Origin of the sequence: Citrobacter sp. C348 (genome assembly GCF_047467975.1) — a bacterium.
Classification (GTDB): domain Bacteria; phylum Pseudomonadota; class Gammaproteobacteria; order Enterobacterales; family Enterobacteriaceae; genus Citrobacter; species Citrobacter gillenii.
In genome coordinates this window covers 227,739-240,964 of sequence record NZ_JASJUJ010000003.1, presented here as the reverse complement: position 1 = coordinate 240,964, position 13,226 = coordinate 227,739, and the positions used below count along the sequence as shown (strand labels likewise).

Annotated in this window: 13 protein-coding genes; 9 read left to right on the top strand and 4 right to left on the bottom strand. The window is 53.0% G+C overall.

Annotation, left to right across the window (positions count from 1 at the left end):
* The first annotated feature begins 19 nt into the window (after positions 1–19).
* From hinT to QNN86_RS07730, 8 genes are all read left to right on the top strand, one after another.
* Positions 20–379: a purine nucleoside phosphoramidase gene (gene hinT / locus QNN86_RS07765; RefSeq protein ID WP_096759427.1), complete on the top strand. Its 360-nt coding sequence runs from the start codon at positions 20–22 to the stop codon at positions 377–379.
* 2 nt (positions 380–381) lie between these two features.
* Positions 382–756 (top strand): YcfL family protein, encoded by a 375-nt coding sequence (locus QNN86_RS07760; protein WP_096757423.1) that lies wholly within the window; start codon positions 382–384, stop codon positions 754–756.
* Positions 757–769: 13 nt separating this feature from the next.
* A complete protein-coding gene (gene lpoB / locus QNN86_RS07755) occupies positions 770–1,411 on the top strand; it encodes a penicillin-binding protein activator LpoB (RefSeq protein WP_096757422.1) in 642 nt (213 codons plus the stop codon).
* On the top strand, positions 1,392–2,216 hold the full coding sequence (gene thiK, locus QNN86_RS07750) for a thiamine kinase (protein ID WP_414210882.1): 825 nt from the start codon (positions 1,392–1,394) through the stop codon (positions 2,214–2,216). Before lpoB ends, thiK begins: the two co-directional genes overlap by 20 nt.
* Before the next feature lie 10 nt (positions 2,217–2,226).
* Positions 2,227–3,252 carry a beta-N-acetylhexosaminidase gene (gene nagZ / locus QNN86_RS07745; RefSeq protein WP_096757420.1) on the top strand — a complete coding sequence of 342 codons (1,026 nt, stop codon included), beginning with the start codon at positions 2,227–2,229 and terminating at the stop codon, positions 3,250–3,252.
* Positions 3,253–3,272: 20 nt separating this feature from the next.
* The gene (gene ycfP, locus QNN86_RS07740) at positions 3,273–3,815 is read left to right on the top strand and encodes an alpha/beta hydrolase YcfP (RefSeq protein WP_182270013.1); all 543 of its coding nucleotides are present in this window, start codon (positions 3,273–3,275) and stop codon (positions 3,813–3,815) included.
* A 238-nt stretch (positions 3,816–4,053) separates the two neighbouring features.
* Positions 4,054–5,358 (top strand): NADH-quinone dehydrogenase, encoded by a 1,305-nt coding sequence (gene ndh, locus QNN86_RS07735; RefSeq protein WP_117341953.1) that lies wholly within the window; start codon positions 4,054–4,056, stop codon positions 5,356–5,358.
* A 168-nt stretch (positions 5,359–5,526) separates the two neighbouring features.
* Complete coding sequence (locus QNN86_RS07730; RefSeq protein WP_096757417.1) at positions 5,527–6,066, top strand: glycine zipper 2TM domain-containing protein; 540 nt, start codon at positions 5,527–5,529, stop codon at positions 6,064–6,066.
* An 81-nt stretch (positions 6,067–6,147) separates the two neighbouring features.
* Here QNN86_RS07730 and comR read toward each other — a convergent pair whose 3' ends face one another.
* A complete protein-coding gene (comR, locus tag QNN86_RS07725; protein ID WP_096757416.1) occupies positions 6,148–6,801 on the bottom strand; it encodes a TetR family copper-responsive transcriptional repressor ComR in 654 nt (217 codons plus the stop codon).
* Positions 6,802–7,043: 242 nt separating this feature from the next.
* Between comR and bhsA the strand changes: the two genes are divergently transcribed.
* Positions 7,044–7,301 carry a multiple stress resistance protein BhsA gene (gene bhsA / locus QNN86_RS07720; RefSeq protein WP_096759426.1) on the top strand — a complete coding sequence of 86 codons (258 nt, stop codon included), beginning with the start codon at positions 7,044–7,046 and terminating at the stop codon, positions 7,299–7,301.
* An 87-nt stretch (positions 7,302–7,388) separates the two neighbouring features.
* On the opposite strand, the gene ldtC is transcribed toward bhsA, so the two are convergent.
* The 3 genes from ldtC to QNN86_RS07705 form a co-directional block, all read right to left on the bottom strand.
* On the bottom strand, positions 7,389–8,354 hold the full coding sequence (ldtC, locus tag QNN86_RS07715) for a L,D-transpeptidase LdtC (protein WP_096757415.1): 966 nt from the start codon (positions 8,352–8,354) through the stop codon (positions 7,389–7,391).
* Positions 8,355–8,502: 148 nt separating this feature from the next.
* The gene (mfd, locus tag QNN86_RS07710) at positions 8,503–11,949 is read right to left on the bottom strand and encodes a transcription-repair coupling factor (RefSeq protein WP_414210881.1); all 3,447 of its coding nucleotides are present in this window, start codon (positions 11,947–11,949) and stop codon (positions 8,503–8,505) included.
* A 117-nt stretch (positions 11,950–12,066) separates the two neighbouring features.
* The gene (locus tag QNN86_RS07705; protein WP_137399358.1) at positions 12,067–13,131 is read right to left on the bottom strand and encodes an acyltransferase family protein; all 1,065 of its coding nucleotides are present in this window, start codon (positions 13,129–13,131) and stop codon (positions 12,067–12,069) included.
* Between the last annotated feature and the right edge of the window lie 95 nt (positions 13,132–13,226).

The following is a 13,226-nucleotide window of genomic DNA, read 5'->3' as shown; positions in this document are numbered from 1 at the left end:
AATGAAAAAGGAAAACGTCGTGGCAGAAGAAACTATATTCAGCAAAATTATTCGTCGTGAAATTCCCTCAGACATCGTGTATCAGGACGAACTGGTAACCGCGTTTCGTGATATTTCACCTCAGGCACCCACGCATATCCTGATCATTCCCAACGTTCTGATCCCAACCGTTAACGATGTAACGGCAGAACATGAACAGGCGCTGGGCCGAATGATCACCGTGGCGGCCAAAATCGCCGAGCAGGAAGGTATTGCCGAAGATGGCTACCGTTTGATCATGAATACCAATCGGCACGGTGGGCAAGAGGTGTATCACATCCACATGCATCTGCTAGGGGGCCGTGTGTTGGGGCCAATGCTTGCACATAAAGGTCTATGATAATGACCAGAGGATGCATCGCGCTGACGCTGGGCTTACTGTTGCTGGCTGGCTGTCGTTCACACCCCGAAATTCCGGTCAGTGATGAACAGTCTCTGGTGATGGAATCAACAATACTGGCCGCGGGTATAACAGCAGAACAACCTGCGTTAACCACGTCTGATATTCAGCCTTCAGCATCCTCACGACTCTATAACGAAAGGCAAGAACCCGTCACCGTTCATTATCGGTTTTACTGGTATGACGCCAGAGGGCTGGAAATGCACCCTCTGGAGGCGCCACGTAGCGTTACGATTCCGGCACGTTCGTCGGTGACATTGTATGGCAGCGCCAATTTTCTGGGGGCGCACAAGGTTAGACTTTATCTTTATTTGTAAGAGGTGAATCTTGATGATCAAATTGAATCGCTACGCCGTGGTTGCTGCGCTGGCGATATTTCTCTCTGGTTGTGTGGCGCAACGTGAGCCTGCACCGGTAGATGAAGTAAAACCGGTACCGGAACAGCCCGCGCAGCCGCAACAGCCTGTGCCGGTTGTACCTACAGTGCCGACCATTCCGCAGCAGCCGGGTCCGATTGAACATGAGGATCAAACGGCGCAGCCCGCTCCGCGAGTACGTCATTATGACTGGAACGGGGCGATGCAGCCGATGGTGGGCAAAATGCTGCAGGCGGATGGCGTAAAAGCCGGGGGCGTTCTGCTGGTCGACAGCGTGAACAACCGCACTAACGGTTCACTTAATGCAGGGGAAGCCACCGAGACGCTGCGCAATGCGCTGGCGAATAACGGGAAATTTACCCTGGTTTCGGCGCAGCAACTGGCGATAGCGAAGCAGCAACTCGGTTTATCACCGCACGACAGCTTAGGCACGCGCAGCAAAGCGATTGGCATTGCCCGTAACGTCGGTGCCCAGTATGTGCTGTATTCCAGCGCATCCGGTAACGTCAATACGCCATCACTGCAAATGCAATTAATGCTGGTACAAACGGGTGAGATAATCTGGTCAGGTAAAGGTGCCGTTCAGCAACAATAAGCCATTGACGCGCGATGAGGTGTTGTCGCGCTATTTCCCGCAGTATCGTCCCGTCGCAGCTGGTAAGCTTGGCTTGAGCGGCGGGAGCTGCGTCATTGAACATCATTCCCATCGCCTCGTACTGCGCCGTCATCACGATCCTGACGCGCCAGAGTCGCATTTTTTACGCCACTATCATGCGCTAAAACGCCTGCCGGACAGTCTGGCTCCTGAACCTCATTTTTATACGCGCGGGTGGATGGCCATCGACTATTTTCACGGTAGAGTCGATTCCAGATTACCGGAAGCCGACGAACTCGCGCGCTTACTGTATCATCTTCACCAACAACCCCATTTTGGCTGGCGAGTGAGTCTGCTGCCGTTGCTGGAACAGTACTGGCAGTGTTGTGATCCGACGCGTCGCACATCGCGCTGGTTACGTGTGCTAAAGCGTCTGAGAAAACGACGGGAACCTCATCCCTTGCGTTTGGGGCCTTTGCATATGGATGTCCACGGCGACAACATTGTGCATACGGTGTCAGGTCTGCGGTTGATTGACTGGGAGTATGCCGGGGACGGCGATATCGGCCTCGAGTTGGCGGCAGTGTGGGTCGCTGACGAGTCGCAACATCGCGAGTTGGTTAACGCCTATGCCCGCCATGCGCATATTGACCCAAACGTTTTGTGGCGGCAGATCAGACAGTGGCAACCCTGGATGCTGATGCTGAAGGCGGGGTGGTTTGAGTATCGCTGGCAACAGACTGGCGATCGACAATTTATCAGGCTGGCCGATGACACCTGGCGGCAGCTAACCATGAAAGGATAAGGAGAGCAGTGTGGGTCCAGTAATGTTGGATGTTGAAGGGTATGAGCTGGACGCGGAAGAGCGTGAGATTTTGGCGCACCCGTTGGTGGGTGGTTTAATCCTCTTTACCCGCAATTACCACGACCCGGAACAGTTACGTGAATTAGTGCGTCAGATCCGCGCGGCGTCACGTAATCATCTGGTGGTGGCGGTGGATCAAGAAGGCGGGCGCGTGCAGCGTTTTCGCGAAGGCTTTACCCGCCTGCCAGCGGCACAATCCTTTGCCGCACTGCACGGTCTGGAAGAGGGTGGAAAGCTGGCTGAAAACGCCGGATGGCTGATGGCCAGCGAGATGATTGCGATGGACATCGATATCAGTTTTGCCCCCGTTTTGGATGTCGGCCATATCAGTGCCGCGATTGGCGAGCGTTCGTATCATGCCGATCCGCTAAAAGCGCTGGCGATGGCGACGCGCTTTATCGACGGTATGCACGCGGCAGGCATGAAAACCACCGGGAAACATTTCCCTGGACATGGGGCAGTGACGGCGGATTCGCACAAAGAAACGCCCACCGATCCGCGACCGGAAGCTGAAATTCGCGCTAACGATATGTCGGTGTTCCAGGCGCTTATTACAGAAAACAAACTCGACGCGATTATGCCTGCGCACGTGATTTATAGCGAAGTAGACTCCCGCCCGGCGAGTGGTTCACCGCACTGGCTAAAAACGGTCCTGCGTCAGGAGCTTGGCTTTGACGGCGTGATTTTCTCTGACGATCTGTCGATGGAAGGTGCGGCAATCATGGGAAGCTACGCGGAGCGTGGGCAGGCATCGCTGGATGCAGGTTGCGATATGATCCTGGTCTGCAATAATCGTAAAGGGGCAGTCAGTGTGTTAGATAATCTGTCGCCGATCAATGCAGAACGTGTTACACGTTTGTATCATAAAGGTTCATTTTCGCGTCAGGAACTGATGGACTCGGATCGCTGGAAAACAATCAGCGCCCAGCTCAACCAGCTTCATGAACGCTGGCAGGAAGAGAAAGCAGGTCATTAACGCAAGTTTGCGAGGATGCGATGATTATCTATTTACACGGTTTTGACTCTAACAGTCCGGGCAACCACGAGAAAGTGTTGCAACTACAGTTTATTGACCCGGATGTCAGGCTGATTAGCTACAGTACACGGCATCCAAAACATGATATGCAGCATCTGCTGAAAGAAGTAGATAAAATGTTGCAACTTAATGTCGATGACCGACCGCTGATCTGCGGTGTGGGTCTGGGAGGTTATTGGGCGGAACGGATTGGTTTCCTGTGTGATATTCGCCAGGTGGTATTTAATCCTAACCTGTTCCCGTATGAGAACATGGAAGGCAAAATCGACAGGCCGGAAGAGTACGCTGACATCGCTACAAAATGCGTGACCAATTTCCGTGAGAAGAACCGTGACCGCTGCCTGGTCATTCTGTCACGGCATGATGAAGCGCTGAACAGTCAGCGTTCGTCCGAAGAACTGCATCACTACTATGAAATTGTCTGGGACGAAGATCAGACCCATAAATTTAAAAATATCTCCCCGCATTTGCAGCGAATCAAAGCCTTTAAAACGTTGGGTTAGTCACTCACTCACGTTTAACAAAACCAGCCTGCGGGCTGGTTTTTTTGTCATTAAAGTTCCAGTTGTCTATCTTTTCAGCATCAAAACTTGATGCACATCAAATTTGGTATGACCAATGCACCGTTCGTGTTATTCTCAGTCTCGAAGAAGATTTTCATTATCGTAACGTGTTGTTAATTAAAGGCTATGCCTATAACTTTTAATTAACAATTGGTTAATAAAATTTAAGGGGGTCACGTTGACTACACCATTGAAAAGGATCGTGATTGTCGGCGGCGGTGCTGGCGGACTGGAAATGGCGACGCAGCTCGGTAAAAAGCTGGGACGCAAGAAGAAGGCCAAAATTACGCTGGTCGACAGAAATCACAGCCATCTGTGGAAACCGTTGCTGCATGAAGTGGCAACCGGATCGCTGGATGAAGGTGTTGATGCACTGAGCTATCTGGCGCATGCCCGTAACCATGGTTTTGAATTCCAGCTGGGTTCGGTGATGGATATCGATCGCGAAGCGAAGACCATTACTATCGCTGAGCTGCGCGATGAGAAAGGCGAACTGTTGGTGCCTGAGCGCAAAGTGGCATATGACACGCTGGTGATGGCATTGGGCAGTACCTCCAATGATTTCAACACGCCGGGCGTCAAAGATCATTGCATCTTCCTTGATAACCCGCATCAGGCCCGCCGTTTCCATCAGGAAATGCTGAACCTGTTCCTGAAATATTCGGCGAATTTGGGCGCCAACGGCAAAGTGAATATCGCTATTGTCGGCGGTGGTGCGACGGGCGTTGAGCTGTCGGCTGAACTGCATAATGCGGTGAAACAGCTGCACAGCTACGGCTACAAAGGGTTAACCAACGAAGCGCTGAACGTGACGCTGGTTGAAGCTGGTGAGCGTATTCTGCCTGCGTTGCCGCCGCGTATTTCCAGCGCGGCGCATAATGAGCTGACCAAGCTGGGCGTGCGTGTGCTGACGCAGACGATGGTGACCAGCGCTGACGAAGGCGGTCTGCATACCAAAGACGGCGAATACATTGAAGCCGATCTGATGGTCTGGGCGGCAGGTATCAAAGCGCCAGACTTTATGAAGGATATTGGCGGTCTGGAAACGAACCGTATTAATCAGCTGGTGGTTGAACCGACTCTGCAGACGTCGCGCGACCCTGACGTGTATGCGATTGGTGACTGTGCCTCCTGCGCGCGTCCGGAAGGGGGCTTTGTCCCGCCGCGCGCCCAGGCTGCACACCAGATGGCATCGTGCGCAATGAGCAACATTCTGGCGCAGATGAATGGCAAGCCGCTGAAGGCGTATCAGTATAAAGATCATGGCTCGCTGGTTTCACTGTCTAACTTCTCTACCGTTGGTAGCCTGATGGGCAACCTGACGCGCGGTTCGATGATGGTGGAAGGGCGCATTGCGCGCTTTGTTTACATCTCGCTGTACCGTATGCACCAGATTGCGCTGCACGGTTATTTCAAAACCGGCCTGATGATGCTGGTGGGTAGCATCAACCGTGTAATTCGCCCGCGCCTGAAACTGCACTAATATCGATGTGTGATGCCGGATGACGCTGTTCATCCGGCTCCTGCCTTAAGAGTTCTCTGAATCCTGCTGCTTTGCTTCCTTGTTCCGCTATTTTCATCCGTAATCTGATTGGCATTTTTCATCTCCTGTTGCAAAGTTGTTGCTAATAGCAAAAAAGGAGGAAGTCCCGTGAATAAATCAATGTTGGCGGGTATAGGGATTGGCGTAGCTGCTGCGCTGGGTGTGGCAGCGGTGGCCAGTCTTAACGTGTTTGAGCGTGGCCCACAATATGCACATGTTGTCTCTGCGACCCCGATTAAAGAAACGGTAAAAACGCCGCGTCAGGAATGCCGTAACGTGACGGTTACCCACCGTAAGCCGGTGCAGGATGAAAATCGTATTGCGGGTTCAGTGCTGGGTGCTGTTGCGGGTGGGGTTATCGGTCATCAGTTTGGTGGCGGACGCGGTAAAGATATTGCCACCGTTGCAGGGGCATTAGGTGGCGGTTATGCCGGTAACCAGATCCAGGGTTCGATGCAGGAAAACGATACCTACACCAGTACGCAGCAGCGCTGTAAAACAGTGTATGACAAATCGGAAAAAATGCTGGGTTACGACGTGACCTACAAAATTGGCGATCAGCAGGGCAAAATCCGCATGGATAAAGACCCTGGCTCGCAAATCCCACTGGATAACAACGGCCAGTTGGTGCTGAATAACAACGCGTAAAATAGTCTTGCTCTGTACATTAATTAGCCCCCCATTCGCTCAGGCTGGGGGGCTTTTTTTATCAGATGGTTAATGCGGAGTTCAGGCCAGAGGCGCGGTTTCTTCTTTCAGCAGTTCAGGCCACAGACGCAGCGTGGTCCGGGTTATCTGCATCAGTTTCTCAAAAGTTGCCCCTTCGCGGGCGCTGATCGACATACCTTGTAAAATACAGTTCAGAAATTCGGCCAGTTTCTGCGGATCGCAGTGTGCCGGAATTTCGCCATGTTGCTGGCGCTGGCGAAGAAACTGGGTCAGCGTTTGCTCCTGCATGGCATGGCGGGATTTCACCGTGTGCGCAATATCGCGGGAAGAGGCGGCAAGCGTTGCGGAGGTATTAATCATAAAACATCCTGCCGGCGTGTCTTTGCTGGTGAAGCAGCTGGCGATTGCCGTGAAATAGTCTTCCAGCGCACAGGTGAGGCTTTTTTCTTCGCAAAAGAGTTGGGCTTCGTGCTTTGCAGCGAAGCAGGTGATGTAGCGGTCCAACACGGCACGAAATAACCCTTCCTTATTGGTGAATTCCGCATACAGCGTGGGCGCTTTGGCACCGGTTGCTTCCACGAGATCGGCGAGCGAGGTCGCTTCATATCCGTGCTGCCAGAAGAGTGTCATGGCCTTATCAAGCGCGGCTTCCCTGTCGAACACTTTTGGTCGGCCACGGCTTTTTTTTGCACAACCTGTCGTTTCAGTTGTCATGGTGCCGTCGTACCTGGTTGGGTTTATTGAACAATCATTATAAAAATATTTTCCCACACTCTCCAGTGTATTCACGATAAAAATAATTTGTTTCTATTGATATGAAAAATAAGACCTTTGCATTTTATATAACGATCGTTATAAAAAAACATTGACGTGTGACATGGATCACATCTATGATTTCCCTATCGATCGTTAAGTTAATCTTTTCGACAGACATTCATCTGCATAAGGTCACTATTATGAAAAACGTAAAAACGCTGCTACTTGCTACGGTTCTGAGCTCACTTTCATTTGCCAGCTTTGCCGCTGTAGAAGTTCAGGCCACGCCTGAAGGCCAACAGAAGGTAGGGATTATCTCTGCGAATGCGGGGACTAACTTAGGTTCTCTGGAAGATCAACTGGCACAGAAAGCAGATGAGATGGGGGCGAAATCGTTCCGTATTACCTCTGTGACCGGTCCTAACACTCTTCATGGTACAGCGGTAATCTACAAATAAGTTTTAACCCATCGCAATGCCACTGCGAGTTAACTAAAAAAACCCCCGCGGAATAACATCCAGCGGGGGTTTTTTATGGGCAACTGTTTACAGTGACTGCTGACTGACGTCGTGATGACGCGTTACGTCTACCGGCATCCCGGAACGCAGTTCCATAGCGTGTTCCATGACGGAGGCATCCGTTTGTGCCGCATTCTTAAACGTCTTCATCGACGCGTTCAGTACGATCGGCAGCACCTGCGGATCGTCATCAATATTTTCCGACAGCGGCTGATGCACTTCTACGAGGCGCACGCCGTTGGGTTCAACAGAGGCTTTGATTGGCGTGTTGATAATATTGACCTTGGTACCTGGCGTAACCTGACGGAATAAGGTTTCAATATCACCGTCGCGCAGGCGAATACAGCCAGAGCTGACGCGCATACCGATACCAAAATCAGCGTTGGTACCATGAAGTAAATAGACTCCACCGTAAGCCGCCAGGCGGATGGCATGATGGCCCATCGGGTTTTCCGGACCCGCAGGGACGACGGCAGGCAGGTCGATACCATTGGCTTTGTAACGGGCGCGGATATTGGCCGTTGGGGTCCAGGTCGGGTTGGCACGTTTATCAGAGATACTGGTTACCATGGTGGGAGTCAGGGTATCTCCGCCCAGTTGACCAATACCAATCGGATACACGGTCACCGAATTTTTACCTGGGTGATAATAGTACAGACGCAACTCGGCAAGATTAATCACAATCCCTTCGCGCGGGGCATCCGGTAGCAGGGTTTGCAGCGGAATGGTTAATACGCTACCGGCTCTTGGCACGAAAGGGTCGACGCCAGGGTTAGCCTGTAGCAGCGCTAAAAAACCCACATTGTACTTTTTCGCAATGGCTTCCAGTGAACCGCCGTTATCTTCGACAACGTGTACGGTATTTTCACCCACCAGTCTGCTTCCTGGCGGAGGCAGCGGCCAGGTGTTCGCCTGGGCCGGAAGCGCCAGCGCAAGAGACGCGGCAAGCGTAAAATACGTCAGCCAGCGAGAGAATTGCTTATTGTTTAACATTGCCATAAGTCCATTGTTTTTACGTGGTTTTTATCATGTAAAAGTAAACAGGAATTATGGCGGTTTGCTGTGTCGGGAAGTGCAGGGAAGTGCAAAGAGTTTGTAAATTCATCGGCCGGGTGAATATTGTACTCACCCGGCCTGATGGTTACGCTACGGCGTTTTCTTCCAGTTGGCGCATAAACTGACGCACCCACTCCATACGCGTTTTACGCTCGGCCAAGTCCTGAATAAACTTCAGCCGAGTGGGACCGTCCAGGCGGAAGTGCTGTGGTTGTTTTTGCAGCAAACCGATCAGCCACACCGGGTTGACGTGGTTTTTCTCAGCAAATTCAATGGTACCGCCTTTTTCATTGCCCTCGAGCTTTCTGATGCCCAGTTTTTGCGCCTGCTGGCGCAGACGGGCAATATCCAGCAGCGTGCGGGCTGGGTCGGGCAGCAGGCCAAAGCGGTCGATCAGCTCAACCTTGATCTCTTCCAGTTCGTTTTCGCCTTTGGCACTGGCAATGCGTTTGTAGAACGACAGCCGCGTGTTCACATCGGGAATAAAATCATCCGGCAGCAGCGACGGCATGCGCAGTTCTACTTCGGTCTGCTGACTGGTGAGATCCTCCAGCGATGGCTCACGCCCTTCTTTGAGCGCATCCACCGCGTTCTCCAGCAGTTCCATATACAGCGAGAAACCGATGGTTTCCATGGATCCGCTCTGATCTTCACCCAGCAGTTCGCCTGCCCCGCGAATCTCGAGGTCGTGGGTCGCCAGCGCAAAACCTGCACCCAAATCTTCCAGTGAGGCAATGGCTTCGAGGCGTTTTTGTGCGTCGGTGGTCATGGCTTTCGGGTGCGGTGTCAGCAGCCAGGCGTAGGCCTGGTGATGCGAGCGTCCCACGCGACCACGTAGCTGATGCAGCTGCGCCAGACCGAAGTGGTCCGCACGTTCGATGATAATCGTGTTGGCAGTCGGAATGTCGATCCCGGTTTCGATAATGGTGGTACACACCAGCACGTTAAATCGCTGGTGATGGAAATCGTTCATCACGCGTTCCAGCTCGCGCTCGCGCATCTGTCCATGCCCGATGGCAATACGCGCTTCCGGCACCAGTTCTGCCAGCCTGTCGGCAGTTTTCTGGATGTTCTCAACGTCGTTGAACAGATAATAGACCTGACCACCACGCAGCACTTCACGCAGAATGGCTTCGCGTACCACCAGATTGTCATACTCGCGCACAAAGGTTTTGACCGCCAGACGGCGGGCGGGCGGCGTGGCAATGATCGACAGATCGCGCATACCGCTCATCGCCATATTCAGCGTGCGAGGGATCGGCGTTGCGGTTAGCGTCAGAATATCCACGTCAGCGCGCATCGCTTTGATTCGCTCTTTATGCCGCACGCCGAAGCGGTGTTCTTCATCGACGATTAGCAGACCCAAATCTTTAAGCTTCACATCACTTTGCAGCAGCTTGTGGGTACCGATAAGAATATCGATTTTACCTTCAGCGACCTGTTCCAGGATCTGTGCTTGCTCTTTGGCGCTGCGAAAACGAGATAACATCTCAATACGCACCGGCCAGTTGGCAAAGCGGTCGCGGAAGTTGTCGAAGTGCTGCTGAGCGAGCAGGGTGGTCGGCACCAGTACGGCGACCTGTTTGTGGTTCTCGACGGCGAGGAAGGCGGCGCGCATCGCCACTTCGGTTTTACCGAAGCCCACGTCGCCACACACCAGTCGGTCCATCGCCAGCGGCTGACACATGTCGCTGAGCACTGCGTTAATGGCCTGCGCCTGATCGGGCGTGGTTTCAAACGGGAAGCTGTCGCAAAACAGTTGATACTGCTCGCGGTCATGCTTAAAGGCAAAGCCTTCTTTCGCCGCACGCTGAGCGTAGATATCCAGCAGCTCTGCTGCCACATCGCGCACTTTCTCGGCCGCTTTCTGCCGCGCGCGCGACCAGGCGTCGCCGCCGAGTTTATGCAGCGGCGCATTTTCTTCTGCACCACCGGCGTAACGGCTGATTAAATGTAATGACGACACCGGTACATACAGTTTGGCGTCGTTGGCATAGGTGAGCATCAGGTATTCAGCGGTGATACCGCCTGCTTCCAGCGTGGTCATGCCAGCGTAGCGACCTACGCCGTGCTCCAGATGCACCACCGGCTGACCGGGATGCAACTCCGCCAGGTTGCGGATGAGAGTATCCGGATTGATGGTGCGACGTGACTCCTGACGACGGCGCGCCACGCGCTCGCCGAGCAGATCGCTTTCGCAGATCAGCGCCAGATTTCGTTGGCTATCAATAAACCCATGTTCCGCTGAGCCAATCATCAGATAACGGCCGCTATCGACTGCTTCATCGAGGCGCAAGATGCGCTTCGGCGCAATCTTGATACGGGCGAGCAGTTCGCCGAGTGCTTCGCGGCGGCCTTCACTTTCTACCGAGAAAATCACCGGGCCGGTAAAGGCTTCAAGGAACTTACGTAATGCATCCAACGGTGCTTTTTGCTGCGCCTGGACGGCCAGGTCCGGCAGCTTCTGGAAGCCCAGGTTGGTATTCGCCGCTTTTTTCGGCAGGCTTTCGGTTTTAAGCTGTACGCGCGGCCAGCGCTTCAGTTCAGAGAACAGCTCATCCACCCGCAACCACAGTGATTCCGGCGGCAGAAGTGGACGCATCGGGTCAACGCCCCGATTCTCAAAGCGCGACAGCGTGTCGGCCTGAAAGCGCTCGGCGCTGGTTTCTAGATCGCCGGTATTCACCAGCAGCGTATTGGCCGGGAAGTAGCTGAATAGCGGCGGCAACGGCTCGCTGAAAAACAGCGGCTGCCAGTATTCGATCCCGGCAGGAAGCGTACCTTTACTGACCTGCTGATAAATATGTTCCGCGTCGCGTTTTACCTCAAAGGTGTCGCGCCACTGGCTGCGAAACAGTTCGATAGCCGTTTTATCGGTGGGGAATTCGTGCGCGGGCAGCAGATTAATGGCGTCGACTTCTTCCAGCGTGCGCTGGGTATCGGTATCAAACAGACGCAAGCTGTCAATTTCATCATCAAAAAAATCAAGACGATAGGGAAACTCGCTGCCCATCGGGAATAGATCTAGCAGTGCACCGCGCGTGGCATATTCACCGTGTTCCATAACTTGATCAACGTGGCGATAACCGGCACTTTCCAGCTGTTCACGCAGCGCGTCACGCGATAAACGCTGACCTTTTTTCATCACCAGCGCGTGACCGTGCAGATAGCTGTGCGGACACACGCGTTGCATCAGCGTGTTGACCGGTACGATCAGCACGCCGCGCTGCATGGACGGCAGTTGATATAGCGTGGAGAGCCGCGAGGAGATGATTTCCTGATGCGGTGAAAAACTGTCGTACGGGAGCGTTTCCCAGTCCGCGAGGTTCATCACCATCTGGTCGGTAAACTGGCGAATTTCGTCATGCAGGCGCAGGGCATTTTGCATGTCAGGTGCGATGAGTACCACGGGGCCGGCGTGGTGTTCGGCAATGTCTGCCACCAGCGTGGCACAGGCGGCACCGGTAAGTTCACCTAACTGGCGCTGATCGCCAGCTTTCGCCGGGAGCGTGTAACGATGTTGTTCAGGCATTAGGTTGTCAGGATCTCGTTTAGATATACGTCTGATAAGCAATGTTCTTATTATCCGCAAACGTTTCTCATAAGCAAATTGATTCGCCCCCTGATGGGGGCAAAAAGCGCGTCAAGGTTAGCGCGAGGCGGCCGATAAAGAGGGTGGGGAAAACAGCAGGTCGGCAACGGTTTTTTGTGAAATTTTGCGTACCAGCAGGCCAAACAAAGTACACAGCAGCAAACAGACAAACGGATAAATCAGCAGCAGGGCCAGTTCTGCATGCGCAGACCATTTAGCATGATTGATGACGGGAATCAGCGTTAAGCTGAACAGTTCGACCAAAATTCGGTGGGTTGTGTAGATGGCGATTGTGTTAGAGCCGATCACGCTTAATGGGCTGGCCGCACGCATACCGAAGCGTTGCTCGAACTGATAAAACAGCTTCATGATCAGCACAATGGAAACCAATGAAAGCAGCAGCGAAACGTTGGCCAGCCATGCGATGACCGCCAGAATCATCGTCAACGAGCACAGGATCGGGTGGCGGCGCAGCGGAACCTCTTTAATCCCTGACATCAGCGTGCTGCCAAACCATGCCCCGAGACTGTAATACGCCAGATTACGTATCACGCTATTCATTCCCCACCACGGCGTCGGAAAAAAATTGACCGCCACACTGAGCAATACGAACAGAGCCAGCAGCGGCAGCGCCCAGCGGCTGAAAAGTTTGCACAGAATGAAGTAGACGATCAGCGCATACAGATACCATAAACTGGTGCTGGCGGTCAGCATGCCCCAGGAAAAGTCGCCGACGGAACCGGCATACGCGGCGTTGGCGGCCTGGCTCAGATCGCGCTCTGGTGCCAGCCAGTGATTGAGCATGGTGAGTGCCAGCCATTGCACCATTCCCCACAGCAGCAGTACCCAGGCAATATTCCAGATCCGTTTATCTACGCAGGTCGTCCAGCCCACGCCATCGATGTATCGACGGATCAGATATCCCGAAATAAAGAAAAACACCGGCATGCGAAACGGAGCCAGGTAAAGATTGAGGTAAATCCAGCACTTGGTCAGCAGTTCTGACAGCGGATGCTGAAAACTGGTGAGATGGGGGTAAAAGGTAATCACGGAATGGTAAATGACCACCAGGCAAATACATAACCCTTTGATTTGGTTAATCCATAGCTCTTTTTTTATCATTACGTCGACGTATCCGTAGTGTTAAACATAACCTGCTATCCTGCGGATGGCAGGCGTCGCTGTAATGCGTAACCGTCTGCATTTTTGTTTTTTCA